A 19,758-nucleotide genomic window follows, 5' to 3' on the forward strand; every position below is an offset into this window, starting at 1 on the left:
ATACGGAGGAGCCTTCAGGAGACTGCGTCCTGGACCGGCTCCCGGTCCGAGACCGGCAGCGCCTGTGCGCAGGCGTGGGCGCTGGCCCAGGCCCATTGGAAGTTGTAGCCGCCCAGCCATCCCGTGATGTCCACCACCTCGCCGATGAAGTACAGGCCGGGTTGGCTCTTGCATTCCATGGTCTGCTGGGACAGCGCCTTGGTGTCCACGCCGCCCAGCGTGACCTCGGCCTTCTTGTAGCCCTCGGTGCCCGTGGGCGTGATCTCCCAGCGCGAGAGCCTGTGCGCCAGCTGGACCAGGGCCTTGTCCGAGGCCTGGTCGATGGGCCGTTGCCAGGCTGCGTCCTGCTGCACCCAGGCATCGGCCAGGCGCGCGGGCAGCCACTGGCACAGCTCATTGGCGATCAGCTTGCGCGAGCGGGCCTTGGCGGCCAGCAGTTCGGCTTCCAGGTCCACCTGGGGCGCGAGATTGATGGTCAGCGGCGTGCCGGGCGTCCAGTAGCTCGAGATCTGCAGCACGGCCGGGCCCGAGAGGCCGCGGTGGGTGAACAGCAGGTCTTCATGGAAGGTCATGCGTTCCTTCTTGCTGCCCGTTGCTGGGCTCGCGCTGATCTCGACCGACAGGGCCAGGCCCGCGAGCTGGGCATAGGGCTGCCAGCCGGCGCCGTCGAAGGTCAGCGGCACCAGGCCCGGCGAGCGCTCCACCAGCGGCAGGCCGAACTGCCGGGCCAGCCGGTAGCCGAAATCCGTGGCGCCGATCTTGGGAATGCTCAGGCCGCCCGTGGCAATCACCAGGCTGCGCGCCGTGACCGTGCCGCGGTCGGTCTCGATCTGATAGCTGCCGGCGCTTTCCCCGTCAGCGTTTGAAGCCGAAAACGCTATGTTTCCGATACGGCAGGGTTGCCAGCGCTGCACGCCGCCGGCCGCGCATTCGGCCAGCAGCATGGCGATGATGTCCTCGGCCGAGCGGTCGGCGAACAATTGGCCCTTGTGCTTTTCATGGTGGGCGATGCCGTGCCTGTCCATGAGGGCAATGAAGTCGGCCGGCGTGAAGCGCGACAGGGCGGAGCGGCAGAACTGGGGATTGGCGCCCACGAAGTGGCGGTGCGGCGCGCGCACGTCGAGGTCGCGGTTGGTGAAGTTGCAGCGGCCGCCGCCCGAGATGCGGATCTTCTCGGCCACCTTGTCGGCGTGGTCGACGAGCAGGACCCTGAGGCCGCGCTGCCCGGCCCGGGCGGCGCAGAACAGGCCGGCGGCGCCGGCGCCGACGATGACGGCATCAAACATGGAGGATTTCACAGCAGCAGGAAATCAGTAGGACTTACGCAAACAGGGAGGCTTTGAGACTGCTTCGTTGAAGCAAAGGTCTTGCCGGGGCCTGCTTTGCGTAAGCCGTAATCAGGAAAATGCGCCGGCGTGCAGGCGCCGGCCGCGAATACGGGCCCCGGGGTGGGACAAAAGGGTGCCCATTCTCGCCCAGAGCCGCATATTCCTAGAATCGCGCCCATGAATATCCCATCGCATCAGCTCAGCATGACGGTGCTCATGTCCCCGGACATGGCCAATTTCTCGGGCAACGTCCATGGCGGAGCCATTCTGAAGCAGCTCGACCAGGTGGCCTACGCCTGCGCCAGCCGCTACGCCGGCCGCTATGTGGTGACGCTGAGCGTGGATCAGGTGATGTTCCTGCAGCCCATCCATGTGGGCGAGCTGGTGACGTTCCTGGCCAGCGTGAACTACACCGGCACCTCGTCCATGGAGATCGGCATCAAGGTGGTGGCCGAGGACATCCGCACCCAGGTGGTGCGCCATGTGAACAGCTGTTTTTTCACCATGGTGGCCGTGGACGAGAACAAGAAGCCCGTCTCCGTTCCCCCGCTGCAGCCCCAGACCGACGACGAAAAGCGCCGCTGGCAGGCCGCGCTGATCCGCAAGGAGCTGCGCAAGGAGCTGGCAGGGCGCTTCAGGCAGATCCATGTCACCACCAGCGCGAACGTCGCGGGCTGACCGGAAGAGCGCTGGCGACCACGAAAAAAGGCCGCATCGCGGCCTTTTCTTTTGACGCGCCGAGCGGCCTTCAGGCCGCCGCGGTCTGCAGCGCCGATGCGCCTTGCGCCTGCCAGGCGGCCACGCCCTGCACCACGTCGCCGATGACCATGACGCTGGGGCTGGCCAGGCCGCTGCGGGCAATGCATTCGGGCAGGGTGGCGAGCGTGGTCAGCGCATGGCGCTGGCGGGGCAGGCTGGCGTGCTGGATCACGGCCACGGGCGTGCTGCCGGGCAGGCCGGTCAGCAGCTCGGCGGTGATCTGCTCGACGCTGCTCACGCCCATGTAGATCACCAGGGTCAGCTTGGCCGCGTGGGCGGTTGCGGCGATCTGGCGCCAGTCGGGGCCTTTGTCTCCTGGCTTGGCGTGGCCCGTCATGAAGAGCACGCCGTGGGCGCGGTCGCGGTGGGTCAGCGGCGCGCCCAGGCTGGTCAGGCCGGCCAGGCCCGAGGTGATGCCGTTGACCACGCTCACCGCGATGCCGGCTTCGCGCAAGTGCTCCACTTCCTCGCCGCCGCGGCCGAAGATGAACGGGTCGCCGCCCTTGAGACGCACCACGTTCTCGCCTTCGCGCACCGCGGCGATCATGAGCTTTTCGATGAAGGCCTGCGGCGTGCTCTTGCAGCCGCCGCGCTTGCCCACATAGACGATGCGTGCCTGGGGGCTGGCATGGGCCACGACGGCATCGCTGACGAGATCGTCCACGAACAGCACGGTGGCGGATGCGATGGCCTTGGCGGCCTTGAGCGTGAGCAGTTCCGGATCGCCCGGGCCGGCGCCGACCAGGGTGCAGGTGCCCGGGCCCGGGCGGGAAATGGTCGAGTTCGTCATGGCAGTGGGTTCTAGGGTTCTGGAGAGGTCGGCGCCTGCGGCGCGTTTCAGTCGCGGCTCAGGCCCTGCAACTGGCTGAGGTTATGGGGATTGGGCGCGCACATGGCCGCATGCAGGATTTTGATCTGTTGCACCTGTTGCGCGATGGGCGCGGGAACGGGCCGGTGCCCGCCCAGCATGTCGCGGATGAGCTGCGCAGTCTGAAGGGCATCGAGGCCCTGGGGCAGTTGCGGCGCAGCGGCTGTCTCGTCGGCATACAGACTGCTGTGCATGGCCGAGCGTGCAAAGCAGGTCTGGCCGGCCAGCAGGCCCTGGCTGGCCGGCTCGCGGTTGGGCGCCGCCACCGGCTCGCCTTCGGTGCCGCGCAGCAGCAGTCCGCTGGCCTGGCGCAGGGCCAGTGTCTCGGCCATGGGATGGGCGTAGTCGGGATGGGTGTAGCTGCCCACCACCAGGCTGGGGAGGGCCGTTCGGCCGGGCAGGGGGCGTTCCAGCGGATCGAGCAACTTGACGATGCTGTGCGCCGGGTTGCGCAGCCCGATGCGGCGGCGCAGCTGCAGCAGCTTTTCCAGCGCCGGCAGCAGATGGCGGGTGCGCATCCAGACGGCCTGGCCAGGCTGCAGCGCGGCGGGGGCTGCCAGCACCGGCCATTGCAGCGCGCTCCACACGGCCTGGGTGCCGATGCGTCTGTCTTCAGTGTCGCAGCCGTGCACCAGCACCGGCAGGCCTTCGCGGGCCAGCAGCGCGGCCAGCAGCGGCGTGAGATTGGGCAGCTTGCGAGCGCCGTTGTAACTGGGCAGCACGACGACGGGAACCTCCGGCTGCGGCCAGGGCGCCTGCCGTGCTGCCACCGCATCGAGAAAACCGGCCAGCTCTTCGGCGGATTCGCCCTTGAAGCGCATGGCAATGCAGAACGCGCCCAGTTCCAGGTCGCTGACCTGGTTGTCGAGCAGCAGGCCCATGAGTTCCCGGGCTTGTGCACGCGAAAGCGACCGCGCACCCTTGGTGCCGCGGCCGATTTCCTTGAGATAGGCGCTGATGCTCATGATTCATGTAATTGTCGTCATAAAAACAGCAATCCATAAGACTTGTTCGTTATATATACATGTGAGTGCTTGCGCCTGCAGCCCGGCGGTGGTTAATAACTGAATACCGCAGGGCTGCGGACTTGCGGGCCTGAACATTGCTCACATTTGCTGTCACCGGGCACGCGTACGATGTGCTCTGTTTTTTCAGGAGCTTCTCATGAACACCAGCGCATCACTGACGGACGAACTCATGGGCCAGCTGCAGGGCGCGCCCATGCAGGGGCTGGCCCAGCAACTGGGCGTGGACAGCGCGCAGGCCGAGCAGGCCGTGGGCGTGGCCCTGCCCATGCTGTTCGGAGCCTTGGGGCAGAACGCCTCCCAGCCCCAGGGCGCGGCCGATCTGCTTGGCGCGCTGCAGCGTGACCACAGCAGTGCCAACGGCGCCATGGACCTGGGTGGCCTGCTTGGGGGCCTGGGCGGATTGCTGGGCGGGGCCGGCGGCGGCGCGGGCGGACTGGGCAGCATCCTGGGCTCCGTGCTGGGCGGCGGTGGCGCCGGAGCCAATGCCGCGCAGGCCGATGGCGGCTCCATCCTGGGCCATATCTTCGGCGGCAACCAGGATCAGGCCCAGGCGCAGCTGGGCCAGGCGACGGGACTGGGCAGCAACGCCGGCCAGCTGCTGGCCATGCTGGCGCCCCTGGTGATGTCCTTTCTGGCCCATCGCGTGCAGTCCCAGGGCATGGGCGCCAGCGAACTGGGTAACACCCTGGGGCAGGAAAGCAGCCAGATCCAGTCGCAAGGCGGCGTAGCCGGCGGCATCCTGGGAAGCCTGCTGGACCAGAATGGCGATGGCAAGCTGGACATGGGCGACCTGTTCAAGTTGGGCGGCAGCCTGCTGGGCGGCCGCCGCTGATTCCGGCCGCGGGATAAAAAAAGGCAGCTTCGGCTGCCTTTTTGCCTTGGGGAACGCGATGGCGTGCGCAGAAAGCTGTTTTCCTGCGGGCCATACGGGCATAGCCTGATTGCCGCAATGCAACAAGCTCCTCACACTGGTTTTCAGTCCCTGTGTGCAGCGACCCGCCGCACCGGCTTTTTTTGAACCCCCAAGGAGGACCCTATGACGACCGTAGCCGACATCCTGCGCGCCAAAGGCAACAGCGCCATCCACAGCGTGACCCCCTCCGATACCATGCTGGTGGCGCTGCAGCGCATGGCGGACAAAGGCATAGGCGCCCTGCTGGTGCTGGAGGGCGGAGCGATCGCCGGCATCGTGACCGAGCGCGACTATGCCCGCAAGATCGCCCTGCAGGGCCGCAGCTCGGGCAGCACCAAGGTCGAGGAAGTCATGACGCGCAAGGTCCATTGCGTGCTGCCGCACCAGACCAGCGAGGAATGCATGTCGCTGATGACCAGCAACCGCATACGCCACCTGCCCGTGGTGGACGAGCAGCGCCAGCTGCTGGGGCTGATCTCCATCGGCGACATCGTCAAGGAAATCATCTCGGCCCAGCAGTTCACGATCCAGCAGCTGGAGCACTACATCTCGGGTACGCATGCCTGACCTGCTTCTGCGCGCCTGCGCCGCCTTCCCTCTGAAGGAGGCGGCGGCCTTTGCCCGGACAGCCTCTGCCGCGGGCGGCCCTGGCTGGCCGTTTCTGGCTGGGGGCATGTCGGTTTCACGCGCCCATTGGAAATGCCGCAACTCCGGGGCGGCAGACACAAAAAGGCGGGCAGGGCCAATGCCCGCCTTTCCTGCGCCGGCGAGCCGCAGCACCTACACTTGCGGCCATGAGTTTGCTGATCCTGGGAATCGAATCCTCCTGCGACGAGACCGGCGTGGCCCTGGTGCGTGCCGATGCGGGCAAAGGCGTGCCTGTCCTGCTGTCGCACGCGCTGCACAGCCAGATCGAGATGCACCGCGCCTATGGCGGCGTGGTGCCCGAGCTGGCCAGCCGCGACCACATCCGCCGCGTGCTGCCGCTGACGGAAAAAGTGCTGGCCGATTCTGGCGCCACGCTGGAGCAGGTGGACGTGGTCGCCTTCACGCGCGGGCCGGGGCTGGCGGGCGCCCTGTTGGTGGGCGCGGGTGCGGCCTGCGCCATGGCCGCGGCACTGGACAAGCCCGTGCTCGGCGTGCACCACCTCGAAGGGCATCTGCTCTCGCCCTTTCTGAGCGAGGATCCGCCCGAATTCCCGTTCGTGGCCCTGCTGGTCTCCGGCGGCCATACGCAGCTGATGCGCGTGGACGGCGTGGGGCAGTACGCGATCCTGGGCGAAACCATCGACGACGCGGCGGGCGAGGCCTTCGACAAGTCCGCCAAGCTCATGGGCCTGCCGTATCCGGGCGGACCCGTGCTGTCCCGGCTGGCCGAGGGCGGCGATGCCAAGGCTTTCAAGCTGCCGCGCCCGCTGCTGCATTCGGGCGATCTGGATTTCTCGTTCGCCGGCCTGAAGACCGCCGTGCTGACCCAGGCCAAGAAACTGGGCGACGAGCTGGAGGCGCGCAAGGCCGATCTCGCGGCCAGCACCCAGGCGGCCATCGTCGAGGTGCTGGTCAAGAAGACCCTGGCCGCGCTGCAGCAGACCGGCATGAAGCGCGTGGTGGTGGCCGGCGGCGTGGGCGCCAACAGGCTGCTGCGCGAACAGCTCGATGCCGCATGCGCCCAGCGCAAGATTCGGGTTCACTACCCCGAGCTGCATCTGTGCACCGACAACGGCGCCATGATCGCCATGGCCGCAGCCATGCGCCTGCAGGTCGGGCGTGAACAGGCGAACAAGGAATACGCCTTCGACGTGAAGCCGCGCTGGCCGCTGGATGCGCTGCAATAGGCGTTCCCGTCGCTGCTATTGAAAAAGAAGCTTTTTGCGCCTATTCAATCTTGATTTCAGGTTAAAAGATATCTGAAACCCAGATTCGGCAGGCGCAAGCAGCTTTGTTATTGAGAGCGACAACATCAGCGACCGTACCCGGCCGCCAGTTCACGGCGAAGCGGGCGGCGCCGGCTGCTGCGCCAGCTCGATGAAGGCGCGCAGATAGCCGATCTCGAGATCGGCCTCGCGTGCGCCCAGGTGGATCTGCTTGGCAATGCCTTTCCTGCCCAGGCGCACGGGCACCACATCCATCTTGCTCGCATATTCGAGCACCAGCCAGCGCGGCAGCGCGGCCACGCCGCGGCCGCTGGCCACCATCTGCAGCATGATGTCCGTGGTCTCTATGGTCTTGTGGCGGCGCGGCGCAATGCCGGCGGGCAGCAGGAACTGGTTGTAGATGTCGAGCCGGTCCGTGGCCACGGGGTAGGTGATCAGCACTTCCCGGTCCAGATGCTGGGGCAGCACGTATTCGGCCCGGGCCAGCGGATGCGAGCCGGCCACCACGAGCACCTGCTCGTAGTCGAACACGGGCACGAACTGCAGCCCGGGCTTGAACAGCGGGTCGGGCGTGACCAGCAGGTCGATCTCGTAGCCGAACAGCGCGCCGATGCCGCCGAACTGGAATTTCTGCTTCACGTCCACATCCACGTCGGGCCAGGCGCTCAGGTAGGGCGAGACGATCCTGAGCAGCCACTTGTAGCAGGGGTGGCATTCCATGCCGATGCGCAGCGCGCCGCGCTCACCCTGGGCGAACTGGCGCAGGCGTTCTTCGGCCAGGTCCAGCTGCGGCAGCACGCGGCCCGCCACGGCCAGCAGGTACCGGCCCGCCTGCGTGAGGCGCAGGCTGCGGCCTTCGCGCAGCCAGATATCGGTGCCCAGTTGCTGCTCTAGCTTTTTCATGCTGTGGCTCAGCGCCGACTGGGTGACGCACAGCACGTCGGCCGCAGCCGTGAGCGAGCCCTGTTTCTCGACTTCCTGGACGATGACCAGATGGATGCGTTCCAGCATTTAATGAATGAAATTCATGGATTTGTGAGATAAGACCATTTTACTTCATGGATTGAAGAAACCAGAATGCGTTCACTCCTTCCGAACCCTTGTTTTCTCATCCAAGAATTTCCATGACGACCATTCACAACCTCGGCTTTCCCCGCATCGGCGCCCGGCGGGAACTCAAGTTCGCGCTCGAGGCCTACTGGAGGGGCGAATCCTCGCGGGAGGAGCTGAAGGCGCTGGGCGCCGCGCTGCGCCAGCGCCACTGGAGCGAGCAGCAGGGCCTGGATCTCGTGCCCGTGGGCGACTTCTCCTTCTACGACCAGGTGCTGGACATGAGCTTCACGCTGGGCCATCTGCCCGAGCGCGTGCAGGGCTTCCATGGCGAAGCCCTGGACAACTATTTCCGCGTGGCCCGCGGCCGTTCGGCAACGGGAACCGGGGACCATCCGGGCTGCTGCTGCGGCGTGGCCGCAGGCGAGATGACCAAGTGGTTCGACACCAACTACCACTACATCGTGCCCGAATTCACGGCCGGCACCACGTTCAAGCTCGATGCCACGCGGTTGCTGGAGCAGCTGTCCGAGGCCAGGGCGCAAGGCGTGAGATCCAAGCCCGTCATCATCGGCCCCGTCACCTACCTGGCCCTGGGCAAGGCCAAGGACGGTTCCAACAAACTCGATCTGCTGCCGCGCCTGCTGCCCGTGTATGCCGAGCTGCTCGACACCCTGGCGGCGCAGGGCGTGGAGTGGGTGCAGGTCGACGAGCCCATCCTCGTGACCGAGCTCGACGCGGACTGGCAGCATGCGTTCAACACGGCCTACCACCACCTGAAGGCCGCCAAGGCCAAGCTGTTGCTGGCCACGTATTTCGGTGATCTGGCGGAGAACAAATACCTGGCGGCCAACCTGCCCGTGGCCGGCCTGCACGTCGACGCCGTCAACGGCCATGAGGATGTGCAGCAATTACTGGGCCTGCTGCCCGCGCACAAGGTGCTGTCGCTGGGCGTGATCAACGGCCGCAACATCTGGAAGACGGACCTGGCGGCCGTGCTCGACTGGGTGGAGCCGCTGGCCGAGCGCCTGGGCGAGCGCCTGTGGATCGCGCCCAACTGCTCGCTGCTGCATGTGCCCGTGGACCTGGCCCAGGAGGGCAAGCTCGACGCCGAGATCAAATCCTGGCTGGCCTACGCGCTGCAAAAGCTCGAAGAGCTTCGCGTGCTGGGCAGGGCCTTGCGCGAAGGCCGCAAGGCGGTGACGGCGCAGCTGGCGGCCAACGCCGCGGCCCTGGCATCCCGCCGCGCGTCGCCGCGCGTCAACAACCCGGCCGTGCAGGCGGCCACGGCCACCATCGATTTCCGCATGGGCGAACGCCGCAGCGCCTACGGCGTGCGCGCGGCCCGGCAGGCTAGGCTGCTGAAGCTGCCGGCCTATCCGACGACGACCATAGGCTCGTTCCCGCAGACGGCCGATATCCGGCGCGCGCGCAGCGAGTTCAAGGCCGGCAGGCTGGATGCGGCGCTCTACCGGACGGCCATGCGCGCCGAGATAGAGCGCAGCGTGCGCGAGCAGGAGGCGCTGGGTCTGGATGTGCTGGTGCATGGCGAAGCCGAACGCAACGACATGGTCGAATACTTCGGCGAACAGCTGGCCGGCTATGCGTTGAGCCAGTTCGGCTGGGTGCAGTCCTATGGCTCGCGCTGCGTGAAGCCGCCCATCCTGTTCGGCGACATCAGCCGACCCCGGGCCATGACGGTGGAGTGGATCACCTATGCGCAGTCGCTCACGCCAAAGCCCATGAAGGGCATGCTGACGGGTCCGGTGACGATGCTGAACTGGTCCTTTGTGCGCGACGACCAGCCGCGCCCGGTCTCCTGCAGGCAGCTGGCGCTGGCGATACGCGAGGAGGTGCTGGACCTGGAAAGGGCCGGTGTACGCGTGATCCAGATCGACGAGGCGGCACTGCGCGAAGGCCTGCCGCTGCGCAAGTCGCAATGGAAGGCGTACCTGCACTGGGCCGTGGAGTGCTTCCGCATCGCGGCCAACGGCGTGGCCGACGACACGCAGATACACACCCACATGTGCTATTCGGAGTTCAACGACATCATGGCCTCGATTGCCGACATGGATGCCGACGTGATCACCATCGAGACTTCGCGCTCGGACATGGAACTGCTCGATGCGTTCGAGAACTTCCGGTACCCGAACGGAATCGGTCCCGGCGTCTACGACATCCATTCGCCCAACATCCCGACGCAGGATCACATCGTGCAACTGATGCGAAAGGCGGCCGGGCGCATTCCGGCCGGGCGCCTGTGGGTCAATCCCGACTGTGGCCTCAAGACACGCCAGTGGAGCGAAGTGATTGCGGCCCTGACCCATATGGTGGCCGCCGCCAGGACGCTGCGCCAGGCGCCGGCGGCTGCCGGGACTGCCGAAGCCATCGCGGCGGCCTGAATACCCTTGGGCTGAAGCTCCGCGATCCGGAGCGGCGGACTAAAAAAAGCCCGCAGTGCATTGCGCATTGCGGGCTTTCTGCCGTTCGGCCTGCCGGTGCTAAAGAAGACGGAAGAAAGGATGTCGGGCAGGCCGGCCAGCTCCGAAAACGTCAGGCAGCGGCCACATCGGCCGGCACCGCCTTCGCGCTTATTCGATGGGCAGGACCGTGGCCTTGCTCTGCGGCTCCAGCTTGGCCAGTGTCAGCGTCAGCACGCCGTTTTCGAGCTTGGCCTTGCTGGCCGCGGCGTCGATCTCATGGTCCAGTTCCCAGGCGCGCTTCACCTGGCGGGCAGCGCCTTCCACGCTCTGCAGGCGGACGACGGCACCTTCGATGGCGAGCTGCAGCTGCTCGCGCGCCAGGCCGGGAACGTCCAGCGCGAGCGTGGTGGCCTTGTCGTCGCGGCTGACCTGGACCTGTTGCTGCACGGGGCTGGAGGCGCCCAGGGTTTCTTGCAGAAAGCGCTGCAGGGCCAGATCGGCTGCACGGGGGGAGACAAAGCTGTTGCGGCTCATCACAGGGGCGAAGATCATGGTGGTTAACTCCAAATTTGACTGGCGCAAACAAGAATGAATCCAGGTCCGCAGCCAGGAGGCGGCGTTCTGCTTCGACCCGTTTTGCGTCAGTCGTTGCCTATACACTGCGCGGCTTGCGTTGCTGCCGCTTGGTTCATAGGTAGGTGGCTCGCAATGCATTTCAAGAGGATTTTGGGATGAATAAATTGCGCCGCCATGCCTTGAAATACCTGCAGTTGGCACTATGGGCCGGACCTTTGAGCGCTGTGGACGCCATGGCCGGGAATTCGGTGAAGGAGGCCCGCCCGATCCGGCTGGCCTTGATCGAAAGCCTGTCCGGTCCCTTCGCCAACACGGGAGAGGCCGTGTTCCGCAACCTGCTGTGGGCCGCCGAGCGCGTGAATGCGCGCGGCGGCGTGCGGCTGCCGCCAGCGCAGGGCGGGACCCGGCCGCTGGCCATCGTGCGCTACGACAGCAAGGGCCAGAACGAGGAGGCGCTGTCGGCGCTGCGCTCGGCCATCGACGACGGCGTGCGCGTGGTCATGCAGGGCAATTCCTCGGCCACGGCGGCGGCCTTGCTGGGTGCGATTGAAAAGCACAACGAGCGCGACCCCGAGCGCCGCGTGCTGTATCTCAATTACTCGGCCGTGGACCCGACGCTGACCAACGAGAAATGCAGCTTCTGGCATTTCCGCTTCGATGCCCATGCCGACATGCGCATGGCGGCCCTGATGCAGGTGATCCGGGACGACAAGGCCGTGCACAGCGCCTATCTGATCGGGCAGGACTACAGCTTCGGCCAGGCCGTGCTGCGCGAGGCGCGCCGGCAACTGGCCGTGCAGCGCCCGGACATCCGCATCGTGGGCGACGAGCTGCATCCGGTGGGCCGCGTCAAGGACTTCGCGCCCTATGCGGCCAAGATCCGGCAAAGCGGCGCCCAGGCCGTGATCACCGGCAACTGGGGCAATGACCTGATGCTGCTGGTCAAGGCGGCGCGCGAGGCGGGGTACGAGGGGCGCTTTTACACCTTCTACGGCAATGCGCTGGGCGCGCCCGCCGCGCTGGGCGACGCCGGCGTCGGCAAGGTGCTGGCCGTGGCCGACTGGCTGCCCAATGTGCCTGCGGCCGACAGCCGGGCGTTCTACCAGGCCTTCCGCCAGCGCTTTCCGCGCAACGAGGACGACTATGTGCACATGCGCATGCAGCTCATGATGGAGGCATTGGCCCAGTCCATGGAGCGCGCGGGCAGCACCGACACCGTGGCCGTGGCGCGCGCCATGGAGCAGGCCAGCGTGCAGCTGGCCGGGCGTTCGGGCTGGATGCGCGCCGCAGACCACCAGTTCCAGCAGCCGCTGGTGGTGGGCGTGATGGAGCGCAAGGGCAGCGAGGGCGTGGCTTTCGATGTGGAGGGCTCGGGCTACGGCTTCAGGGTGGTGCGCGAGATCGCGGCCCGCGATGCCGAGCAGCCGTCCCTGTGCCATATGCGTCGCCCTTGAGTCGCCTGCACTCCTGATTACATAGCTTCCAGCGCTTGCTCCATAGGCGCTGGAGGCTTTTTCTTATGGATTGCCAGAGGCGCTGGCCTGCTGTCCGGCCCGATAGGCTTCGTGCACGCGCTGACCCAGCTCGATCACCGACAGCGCATAGAAGGCCGACCAGTTGTAGCGCGTGATCGCATAGAAGTTCTCGGTGCCGGCCAGGTATTGCGTGGGGCCGGAGCCGCCGTTTTCCAGCGTGATCAGCGCCAGCGGACGCTGGTAGCTTTCTCCGCCCAGCACGCGCACGCCCCGGGCGGCCATCTGCGCCGCGGTGAAGCTGGGCAGGATGTCGGGGGCCTGCAGCGCGGCCAGGTCCTGGCCTCCGGCCTGCATGTCCACCGCGAAGGTGGAGGGCAGGCCGCTTTGCCAGCCATGGCCCACGAAGTAATTGGCCACCGAGCCGATGGCATCGGCTGCGCTGTTGAACATGTCGATGCGGCCGTCGCCGTCGAAGTCCACGGCCCATTTGTCCCAGCTCGTGGGCATGAACTGGCCCATGCCCATGGCGCCCGCATAGCTGCCGCGGATGGAGAACGGATCGATGCCCGAGCGGTAGGCCGTGAGCAGCATCTGCGCCAGTTCGCCGCGGAAATATTCGGTACGCGCCTGGGCGCGCGGATGGGCACGGGGAAAGTCCAGCGACAGCGTGGCCAGTGCGTCCATGACGCGGAAATTGCCCATCTGCCGGCCGTAGATGGTCTCCACGCCGATGATGCCCACGATGATTTCGGCGGGCACGCCGAACTGGCGCTCGGCCCGCTCCAGGGCTTCGCGGTGGGCCCGCCAGAAATCCACGCCCGCACGGATGCGTATGGGCTCGACGAAGCGGCTGCGGTACACCGTCCAGTTCTTGACGAAGCCGCGCGCCGGCGGCGTCACCAGCCTGGGCACTTGCGGCAGGAAGCGGGCCTGGCCCAGCATGCTTTCCACCCACTCGCGCGGCAGGCCGTGGTGTTCGGCAATCTCGGCGGCCAGCAGCATGGCGTCGGGCCGGCCGGCGTAGTAGATGTCCGCCGCTGGCTGGCTGGCAGCGGCCTTTCCGGCGCCTTTGGCATGCTGTGGTGCGGCCTGGGCGGCGGCCGGATGGACCAGGGCCAGCCCCAGCGAAAGTGCCATTGAGAAGGCCACGGACGGGGCGGTGCGGGCGGGTGATTGCAGGGATGTCATGAGGTGGCGGATGAGTGCAAGCCTGCGGCGGCTGGCGGGTTCATGTCGGGTTTGTCGGCGCAGGCCTGGGTGGCTGGCGGCCACGGCAAGGCGCGCAGCTGGCGCCAGCGCCGGCGCAGCGAGGCCAGCCCGGCGACGGAATCCGGCTGCGGGCTTGGCGCGTAGCGCAGTTTCTCCATGTCCAGCAGCCACTGGCCCATTGCCCGGGCCCAGGGCTCGTGAGTGGCCTGCCAGCGGGCCTGCACCTGCAAGGCCATGGCGCGCGCCGAGGTGGCGGGCCCCGCGGCAATGCCGCTGCGCTGCAGCCGGGCCCTGGCTTCGCCCAGCAACTGGCTCCAGGCATCGGGGCGTGGTCGCGTCATGCGGGCCCAGAGCAGCCACAGCAAGGCCAGGGTGCCCAGGCTGGCGCCCAGCAGGCGCAGCAGATCCGTCCAGTCGGGCGACTGCAGGCCCAGGCCCTGCAGCAAATGGATCTGGCGGCTTTGCGTGTAGTTGATCACCCACTGGTTCCAGCGATGGTTGGCGGCTTCCCAGAAGGCGCGCAGCGCCTGCAGCGTGCCGGTATCGACCAGGTTGCCCATGGCGCTGGCAAGGGCGCCGCGCGGCGCCTGCAGGCGCTGGAACTGGCCCACGCGCGCGGGCGAGACCGCGGCCGTGGGGTCCACGCGCGTCCAGCCCTGGCCGGCAACCCAGACTTCGGCCCAGGCATGTGCGTCGCTGTTGCGCACGGTCCAGTAACCGTCCACGGCGTTGTGTTCGCCGCCCTGGTAGCCGGTGACGATGCGGGCCGGCACGCCCATGCTGCGCATGAGCACGGCAAAGGCCGAGGCGATGTGCTCGCAAAAGCCCTGCTTGCTGTCGAACCAGAAATCGTCGGCAGTGTGCAGCGCATCGACCACGCCGGGCTCCAGCGTATAGACATAGCCGCCGCTGCGCAGCCGCTCCAGCGCTTTCTGCACCAGGGCGGGAGTGTTGCGGGGGCCGGCCATGGAGGCCAGCAGCTGCTGCCCCAGGGCGCGCGTACGCGGGTTGCCGCCGGGGCTGCCCTCGGGCGGCAGCTGCAGATAGCGCTGCAGCTCGGGCGTGGCCTCTCGTGGGCCGTACTGGAATTGCGTATGGCTCTGGGCATGGACGCGCAGCACATCGGTGATCGGCCGCTGCGTGATCCATTGCAGCTCGCCTCCCATGCGGGCCCGGCCCACGGATGCGCCTTCGGGCAGCTGCGGCGCGTCGCGCGCGGCGTCGAGCAGGGTCAGCCAGCGGCGCTTGCTGGGCTCGATCAGCATCTCGTAGCGCAGCGGCTCGCCGCTCACGCGCAGCTGCGGCATTTCCAGGGCCGATGCGGCGGGATCGGCCTGCCAAGCGCTCCAGTTGCGGCCGTCGAAGTGCGCGAGCACGGGACCGCGGAAATACAGGGCCGCTGCCGGCGGCGTCGTGCCGCCGGGCGTGAGAAAGCGCAGGCGCAGGGCCACGCTGTCGTCCAGCGCCAGCGATGCGACTTCGCCTACCCGCATGTTTTCCGACAGGCCGCTGCGGCCGGCCAGGTCGGCGGACGCAACGCCCCACAGCGGCGCCATGCGCGGAAAGAACATGAACAGCGCCAGCATGACCGGCGCGCCGCACAGCGTCAGCAGCGCGGCGGTGCGCAGCGCCTGCAGCAGCGGCGGCTTGCCCGCCGTCATGTGGGCATTGACCAGCGCGGTGAGCAGGCCCACGAGCCCGGCGATCATGGCCAGGGCCATGAGAGGCGACTGCGAATGGAAGAAATTGCTCAGCAGCGCGAAAAAGCCCAGGAAGAAAACCACCATGGCGTCGCGCCGCGCGCGCAGCTCCAGGGTCTTCAAGGCCAGGAGCAGGACGACCAGCGTCACGCCGGCATCCCTGCCGACCAGGGTGCGGTGCGTGGCCCAGGTCGCGGCAACCGCCACCAGCAGCAGGCCGGCCAGCACCATGCGGCCGGGCAGGGGCGCGGCCTTCCAGGCCAACTGGCCCCGCCACAGCAGCAGGCTGGCGGCGAAGGCACTGGTCCACCAGGGCGTGTGGGAGGCCTGCGGCAGCAGCACCCAAGCGATGACGGCCAGCAGGAACAGGGTGTCGCGCGCATCGCGCGGCAGCGCGGCGAGCCGCTGGCGCAGGCTTTCAGGCGCCAGGGTAGCGGACAGGTCGGCCATGGAAGAGCTGTGGTTCATGGGCAGGCCGCTAGCGCTTCGAGGCAGCGCGTTGCATGGGCCGCTCCGCTGTCGGGCGCGATTTCCTGGCCGTGGGGCAGGCGCAGCCCCCAGGTATGGCCCTGCTGCTGCGCCAGCAGCACCCAGGCCGCCAGCCGCGAAAGGCAGGCTTCCGGATCGTGCAAGCCCGTGGCGCGCGCATCCAGCCACAGCCTGTGCTGGCTTGCATAGGGGCGGTCGCGGCTGATGAGCTGATGGCTGCCAGTGGCAAAGGCCTGGGCCGCCTTTTTCCAGACCACGAGCTTGAGCGAATCCCCGGGCCGGTAGGCACGCACGCCGTCGAACTCGTCACCGCTGCGCACGGCGGCATGGCCCTGGCCGCCGGATTCGGGGCTGGCTTCGGGCAGCGGCGGCGGATGGGTCTCGGGCGCCGGATAGATCCAGACCCGGGTCTGCGGGCGCCAGACGGCCCAGACCTTGAACGCGCCCAGCGGATAGCGGGTGAGCACCTGGACTGCCGGCAGGGCGTGCAGGCCCCGCTGCCGGGGCGTGAAGGCCAGCTCGGCCGGCGTGCCGGACTGCTCGGGAACGTCCACCCAGGTCCAGTCGCCGGGCCTGGCTTTTGCCGCTTCGTGAAGAGCCAGGCCGATGCCCCATCGCCGGCCCCGACCCGGGTTGCCCAGCATGATGCGCATGGACAGCGGCGCATGGGCAAAGCCGCCGCCGGAGCCCTGCAGCTGCAGGCGCAGCCCGCGCAGATTGGCGTGGCCCACGATCATGCTGGCTGCGGCGCTGCCCGCCAGCAGAAAGGTCAGCAGGTAGCCCAGGTTGAGCTGGTAGTTGATGGCCGCCACCAGCAGTACCAGCAGCGTCAGCAGCAGGGCCCAGCCGGCGCGCGAAGGCAGTATGTAGACATTGGCCTGCGTGAGCGTGAGCTGGTCCGTGCGGGGCTGGCGCGCCAATATCCAGCGGCGGATCCGGGCGGCGGGCGACACCGCCATCATGGCAGCGGCACGGCGTGCATCATGGCGCGCACCTGCTCGGCCGCCCCGCGGCCCGCATTGCCCACGGGCACGAGACGGTGGGCTGCCACCTGCGGCAGTATGGCCTGCACGTCGTCGGGCGCCACATAGTCGCGCCCCTGCATGAGGGCCACCGCCTTGGCGGCGCGCAAAAGGGCGATGGCGGCCCGGGGGGACAGGCCCTGCACGAACCACTGGCCGTTGCGCGTGGCGTCCACGAGGTCCTGCACATAGTCCAGCAGCGCATCGCTGGCATGTATTTCCAGCGCGAGCAGCTGCAGCTGCTGCAGCTGCCCGTGGGAGACAACGGGCAGCAGCGCCTCGGCCGTGGCGCGCCGGCCATTGCCCGCCAGCAGCAGCCGCTCTGCCGCACGATGCGGATAGCCGAGGCTGACGCGCATCAGGAAGCGGTCCAGCTGGCTTTCGGGCAACGCAAACGTGCCCAGCTGCTCCAGCGGGTTCTGCGTGGCAATCACGAAAAACGGCGCCGGCAGGCTGTGCGTGCGGCCCTCGGCCGTGACCTGGCGTTCCTCCATGGCCTCCAGCAGCGCGCTCTGTGTCTTGGGGCTGGCGCGGTTGATTTCGTCGGCCAGCAGCACCTGGGCAAAGATGGGGCCGGGATGGAAGGCAAAGGCCTCGCTGGCGCGGTCGTAGATGGAAACACCTGTCAGGTCGCTGGGCATGAGGTCGGCCGTGAACTGCACGCGAGAGAACTGCAGGCCGAAGCTGCGGGCCAGCGCATGGGCCAGCGTGGTCTTGCCCACGCCGGGCACGTCCTCGATCAGCAAATGCCCGCCCGCGATCAGGCAGGCCACGCTGTCCCTGACCTGGTCCGGCTTGCCCTCCATTACCGTGTTAAGCTGATTCAGTAACGCGTTGATTGTGTGCTGAGCGTGCATGGCGCGACGTTATCCCAAAAAAACGATTGCGGAGACATGACTGTGGGCAAGACAGGATATTTCACCCACCGGGACTGCTGGCTGCACGAAATGGGGCCGGGGCATCCCGAGTGCCCTGCACGCCTGGATGCCATCGAAGACCGGTTGCTGATCACGGGCGTGAGCGACGCGCTGGATCGGCGCGACGCGCCCGAAGCATCGCTGACCGAAGTGGAGCTGGCGCATGACGCCATGCATGTGGCGGCTTTGCAGGGGTTGACCAGCCGCCTGGAGCAGGAGCTGCAGGCCGGCGGCCCCGAACACCGGCAGATCGATACCGATACCTCCATCAACCGCCATACCTTCAAGGCCGCGCTGCGGGCGGCCGGTGCGGCCCTGGCCGCGACCGATGCCGTCATGGCCGGCGAGCTGGAAAATGCCTTCTGCGCCGTGCGCCCGCCCGGCCACCATGCCACGCGCAACCAGGCCATGGGCTTCTGCTTCTTCAACAACGTGGCCATTGCCGTCAAATATGCACTGGAGCGCTACCAGCTGCGCCGCGTGGCTGTCATCGATTTCGACGTGCACCATGGCAACGGCACGGAGGACATCCTGGCCGGCGACGAGCGCGTGCTGATGTGCGGCATCTTCCAGCATCCGTTCTATCCGTTCAGCGGCGACAAGGACCCGGCCCCCAACATGCTCAACGTGCCCGTGCCCGCGTATACCAAGGGCATGGACATCCGGGAGATCGTCGAGATGATGTGGATTCCGCGGCTGGAGTCGTTCAAGCCCGAGATGATCTTCATCAGCGCCGGCTTCGATGCCCATCGCGAAGACGATATGGGGCAACTGGGCATGACCGAGAATGACTTCGCCTGGATCACCACCCGGGTCAAGGATATTGCGCGGCGCTATGCCAAGGGACGCATCGTGTCCTGTCTGGAAGGCGGCTATGTGATGTCTGCGCTGGCGCGCAGCGTGGAGGCCCATGTGAGGGTTCTCGCCGATATCTGATGCGGCCTGGCAGGCCCTTTGGAAGTGAAGGAGACATGCTGTGACACAAGCTCGGCAGCCAGCGCTGGTGCGGATGGAAAAGGACGAACGCGGCGTCGTGCGGCTGACGCTGGATGATCCGCAGCGCTTCAACGCGCTGGGAGAGCAAATGCTGGAGGCCCTGCAGCAGGCCCTGGATGCGATCGCCTGCGACGCATCGGCGCGCGTGGTGGTGCTGGCGGCCAGCGGCAAGGCCTTTTGCGCGGGGCACAACCTCAAGGACATGGCCGCCCATCCCGAGCTGGCCTATTACCAGCAGCTGTTTGCCCGGTGCAGCCGCGTCATGCTGGCCATCCAGAAGCTGGCCGTGCCGGTCATTGCGCGCGTGCACGGCATTGCGACGGCGGCCGGCTGCCAGCTGGTGGCGCAGTGCGATCTGGCAGTGGCCAGCGACCAAGCCCGCTTTGCCACCAGCGGCATCCAGTACGGCCTGTTCTGCGCCACGCCCAGCGTGCCGCTGGTGCGCAACATGCCGGCCAAGAAGGCCATGGAGATGCTGCTGACCGGCGAATTCATCACTGCGGCCCAGGCCATGGAGTACGGGCTGCTCAATGGCGTCGTCGCTGCGGACCGGCTCGATGCCGAAATAGAGCACCTGGTACAGGCCATCGTGAGCAAGCCGCGCACGGCCATCGCCATGGGCAAGGCGCTGGTTTATCGCCAGCGCGAAATGGGCGTGGAAGCAGCCTACCAGCTGGCCGGGCAGACCATGGCCTCCAATATGATGGACGTGGATGCCCAGGAAGGCGCCCAGGCATTTGTGCAAAAGCGTGCGCCGCGCTGGCAGTCCTGATGCGTCCGGCCTGGCCCGCATGATGCAGGGTGGAATACCTAGGTATTACCCTGATTCAACCCGCAAAAGGTCTTCGGTTTTGCGCAAGTCATGCATAAAATTGAACGGTCGTTCGTTTTTATGCCGTCAGCTCGGCTGGCCGGCCATCCACCGGCAGCCGGAATTTTTGCAGCAGCTGTTGCAGTGCCGCATAAAATGAATCCAGTTTACGTAAACGTCAATGCAGTAATCATGAAGGAGCCGCAGCAATGAAGGTATTGGTCCCCGTCAAGCGCGTGGTGGACTACAACGTGAAAGTCCGCGTCAAATCGGACGGCACAGGTGTGGACATCGCCAACGTCAAGATGAGCATGAACCCC

General features: G+C 67.1%; 18 protein-coding genes and 1 pseudogene. 10 read left to right on the top strand and 9 right to left on the bottom strand.

Annotation, left to right across the window (positions count from 1 at the left end; genetic code table 11):
* Positions 1-14 precede the first annotated feature (14 nt).
* Positions 15-1,286, bottom strand: a complete 1,272-nt coding sequence (locus tag V8Z74_RS22735) for a BaiN/RdsA family NAD(P)/FAD-dependent oxidoreductase (RefSeq protein WP_349711412.1) — start codon at positions 1,284-1,286, stop codon at positions 15-17.
* 219 nt (positions 1,287-1,505) lie between these two features.
* Between V8Z74_RS22735 and V8Z74_RS22740 the strand changes: the two genes are divergently transcribed.
* A complete protein-coding gene (locus V8Z74_RS22740) occupies positions 1,506-2,006 on the top strand; it encodes an acyl-CoA thioesterase (RefSeq protein WP_066476303.1) in 501 nt (166 codons plus the stop codon).
* A 70-nt stretch (positions 2,007-2,076) separates the two neighbouring features.
* Here V8Z74_RS22740 and cobA read toward each other — a convergent pair whose 3' ends face one another.
* A complete protein-coding gene (gene cobA / locus V8Z74_RS22745) occupies positions 2,077-2,877 on the bottom strand; it encodes a uroporphyrinogen-III C-methyltransferase (protein WP_066476301.1) in 801 nt (266 codons plus the stop codon).
* 47 nt (positions 2,878-2,924) lie between these two features.
* Complete coding sequence (gene ybiB / locus V8Z74_RS22750; RefSeq protein ID WP_349711415.1) at positions 2,925-3,920, bottom strand: DNA-binding protein YbiB; 996 nt, start codon at positions 3,918-3,920, stop codon at positions 2,925-2,927.
* Positions 3,921-4,119: 199 nt separating this feature from the next.
* Between ybiB and V8Z74_RS22755 the strand changes: the two genes are divergently transcribed.
* The 3 genes from V8Z74_RS22755 to tsaD all read left to right on the top strand — a co-directional run bounded on the left by V8Z74_RS22755 (position 4,120) and on the right by tsaD (position 6,731).
* Entirely contained in the window at positions 4,120-4,815 is a 696-nt protein-coding gene (locus V8Z74_RS22755; protein WP_349711418.1) for a DUF937 domain-containing protein, read from the top strand.
* 204 nt (positions 4,816-5,019) lie between these two features.
* A complete protein-coding gene (locus tag V8Z74_RS22760) occupies positions 5,020-5,463 on the top strand; it encodes a CBS domain-containing protein (RefSeq protein WP_066476267.1) in 444 nt (147 codons plus the stop codon).
* Between the two features lie 227 nt (positions 5,464-5,690).
* On the top strand, positions 5,691-6,731 hold the full coding sequence (gene tsaD, locus V8Z74_RS22765) for a tRNA (adenosine(37)-N6)-threonylcarbamoyltransferase complex transferase subunit TsaD (protein ID WP_349711420.1): 1,041 nt from the start codon (positions 5,691-5,693) through the stop codon (positions 6,729-6,731).
* A 150-nt stretch (positions 6,732-6,881) separates the two neighbouring features.
* Here the strand turns inward: tsaD and V8Z74_RS22770 are convergent, their stop codons facing one another.
* The gene (locus tag V8Z74_RS22770) at positions 6,882-7,781 is read right to left on the bottom strand and encodes a LysR family transcriptional regulator (protein ID WP_349711423.1); all 900 of its coding nucleotides are present in this window, start codon (positions 7,779-7,781) and stop codon (positions 6,882-6,884) included.
* Positions 7,782-7,894: 113 nt separating this feature from the next.
* Between V8Z74_RS22770 and metE the strand changes: the two genes are divergently transcribed.
* A complete protein-coding gene (metE, locus tag V8Z74_RS22775; protein ID WP_349711425.1) occupies positions 7,895-10,222 on the top strand; it encodes a 5-methyltetrahydropteroyltriglutamate--homocysteine S-methyltransferase in 2,328 nt (775 codons plus the stop codon).
* 189 nt (positions 10,223-10,411) lie between these two features.
* Here the strand turns inward: metE and V8Z74_RS22780 are convergent, their stop codons facing one another.
* Positions 10,412-10,795: an Hsp20/alpha crystallin family protein gene (locus V8Z74_RS22780; RefSeq protein ID WP_066476253.1), complete on the bottom strand. Its 384-nt coding sequence runs from the start codon at positions 10,793-10,795 to the stop codon at positions 10,412-10,414.
* A gap of 179 nt (positions 10,796-10,974) precedes the next feature.
* Here V8Z74_RS22780 and V8Z74_RS22785 point away from each other — a divergent pair, with 179 nt between their 5' ends.
* On the top strand, positions 10,975-12,273 hold the full coding sequence (locus tag V8Z74_RS22785; protein WP_349711428.1) for a branched-chain amino acid ABC transporter substrate-binding protein: 1,299 nt from the start codon (positions 10,975-10,977) through the stop codon (positions 12,271-12,273).
* 63 nt (positions 12,274-12,336) lie between these two features.
* Here the strand turns inward: V8Z74_RS22785 and mltB are convergent, their stop codons facing one another.
* Genes mltB through V8Z74_RS22805 form a run of 4 tightly spaced genes read right to left on the bottom strand, consistent with a single transcriptional unit; the run spans position 12,337 to position 17,571 of the window.
* The gene (mltB, locus tag V8Z74_RS22790) at positions 12,337-13,482 is read right to left on the bottom strand and encodes a lytic murein transglycosylase B (RefSeq protein ID WP_349711430.1); all 1,146 of its coding nucleotides are present in this window, start codon (positions 13,480-13,482) and stop codon (positions 12,337-12,339) included.
* Positions 13,479-15,671, bottom strand: a complete 2,193-nt coding sequence (locus V8Z74_RS22795; protein ID WP_349711433.1) for a transglutaminase TgpA family protein — start codon at positions 15,669-15,671, stop codon at positions 13,479-13,481. The genes mltB and V8Z74_RS22795 overlap by 4 nt, the downstream gene beginning before the upstream one ends.
* Positions 15,668-16,651, bottom strand: coding sequence for a DUF58 domain-containing protein (locus tag V8Z74_RS22800; protein WP_349711444.1), 984 nt, complete (start codon positions 16,649-16,651; stop codon positions 15,668-15,670). Before V8Z74_RS22800 ends, V8Z74_RS22795 begins: the two co-directional genes overlap by 4 nt.
* Positions 16,651-17,571 (bottom strand): AAA family ATPase, encoded by a 921-nt coding sequence (locus V8Z74_RS22805; RefSeq protein WP_349711436.1) that lies wholly within the window; start codon positions 17,569-17,571, stop codon positions 16,651-16,653. Before V8Z74_RS22805 ends, V8Z74_RS22800 begins: the two co-directional genes overlap by 1 nt.
* A gap of 36 nt (positions 17,572-17,607) precedes the next feature.
* Here V8Z74_RS22805 and V8Z74_RS22810 point away from each other — a divergent pair, with 36 nt between their 5' ends.
* From V8Z74_RS22810 to V8Z74_RS22825, 4 genes and pseudogenes are all read left to right on the top strand, one after another.
* Positions 17,608-18,567, top strand: coding sequence for a histone deacetylase family protein (locus V8Z74_RS22810; protein WP_066476247.1), 960 nt, complete (start codon positions 17,608-17,610; stop codon positions 18,565-18,567).
* Positions 18,568-18,607: 40 nt separating this feature from the next.
* Complete coding sequence (locus V8Z74_RS22815) at positions 18,608-19,399, top strand: enoyl-CoA hydratase (protein ID WP_349711438.1); 792 nt, start codon at positions 18,608-18,610, stop codon at positions 19,397-19,399.
* 90 nt (positions 19,400-19,489) lie between these two features.
* Entirely contained in the window at positions 19,490-19,651 is a 162-nt protein-coding gene (locus V8Z74_RS22820) for a hypothetical protein (protein ID WP_157081926.1), read from the top strand.
* Positions 19,648-19,758, top strand: a pseudogene (locus tag V8Z74_RS22825) (electron transfer flavoprotein subunit beta/FixA family protein); the annotation flags it as partial. The gene V8Z74_RS22820 and the pseudogene V8Z74_RS22825, both read left to right, overlap by 4 nt.

Origin of the sequence: Comamonas sp. w2-DMI (assembly GCF_040187735.1) — a bacterium.
In the GTDB taxonomy this organism is placed as follows: Bacteria; Pseudomonadota; Gammaproteobacteria; order Burkholderiales; family Burkholderiaceae_C; genus Comamonas; species Comamonas terrae.

What these genes read in the sequence shown, in the direction of transcription:
- V8Z74_RS22735 (WP_349711412.1), bottom strand. Translation starts at nt 1,286, where the DNA reads ATGTTTGATGCCGTCATCGTCGGCGCCGGCGCCGCCGGCCTGTTCTGC.
- V8Z74_RS22740 (WP_066476303.1), top strand. Translation starts at nt 1,506, where the DNA reads ATGAATATCCCATCGCATCAGCTCAGCATGACGGTGCTCATGTCCCCG.
- cobA (WP_066476301.1), bottom strand. Translation starts at nt 2,877, where the DNA reads ATGACGAACTCGACCATTTCCCGCCCGGGCCCGGGCACCTGCACCCTG.
- ybiB (WP_349711415.1), bottom strand. Translation starts at nt 3,920, where the DNA reads ATGAGCATCAGCGCCTATCTCAAGGAAATCGGCCGCGGCACCAAGGGT.
- V8Z74_RS22755 (WP_349711418.1), top strand. Translation starts at nt 4,120, where the DNA reads ATGAACACCAGCGCATCACTGACGGACGAACTCATGGGCCAGCTGCAG.
- V8Z74_RS22760 (WP_066476267.1), top strand. Translation starts at nt 5,020, where the DNA reads ATGACGACCGTAGCCGACATCCTGCGCGCCAAAGGCAACAGCGCCATC.
- tsaD (WP_349711420.1), top strand. Translation starts at nt 5,691, where the DNA reads ATGAGTTTGCTGATCCTGGGAATCGAATCCTCCTGCGACGAGACCGGC.
- V8Z74_RS22770 (WP_349711423.1), bottom strand. Translation starts at nt 7,781, where the DNA reads ATGCTGGAACGCATCCATCTGGTCATCGTCCAGGAAGTCGAGAAACAG.
- metE (WP_349711425.1), top strand. Translation starts at nt 7,895, where the DNA reads ATGACGACCATTCACAACCTCGGCTTTCCCCGCATCGGCGCCCGGCGG.
- V8Z74_RS22780 (WP_066476253.1), bottom strand. Translation starts at nt 10,795, where the DNA reads ATGATCTTCGCCCCTGTGATGAGCCGCAACAGCTTTGTCTCCCCCCGT.
- V8Z74_RS22785 (WP_349711428.1), top strand. Translation starts at nt 10,975, where the DNA reads ATGAATAAATTGCGCCGCCATGCCTTGAAATACCTGCAGTTGGCACTA.
- mltB (WP_349711430.1), bottom strand. Translation starts at nt 13,482, where the DNA reads ATGACATCCCTGCAATCACCCGCCCGCACCGCCCCGTCCGTGGCCTTC.
- V8Z74_RS22795 (WP_349711433.1), bottom strand. Translation starts at nt 15,671, where the DNA reads ATGAACCACAGCTCTTCCATGGCCGACCTGTCCGCTACCCTGGCGCCT.
- V8Z74_RS22800 (WP_349711444.1), bottom strand. Translation starts at nt 16,651, where the DNA reads ATGGCGGTGTCGCCCGCCGCCCGGATCCGCCGCTGGATATTGGCGCGC.
- V8Z74_RS22805 (WP_349711436.1), bottom strand. Translation starts at nt 17,571, where the DNA reads ATGCACGCTCAGCACACAATCAACGCGTTACTGAATCAGCTTAACACG.
- V8Z74_RS22810 (WP_066476247.1), top strand. Translation starts at nt 17,608, where the DNA reads ATGACTGTGGGCAAGACAGGATATTTCACCCACCGGGACTGCTGGCTG.
- V8Z74_RS22820 (WP_157081926.1), top strand. Translation starts at nt 19,490, where the DNA reads ATGCATAAAATTGAACGGTCGTTCGTTTTTATGCCGTCAGCTCGGCTG.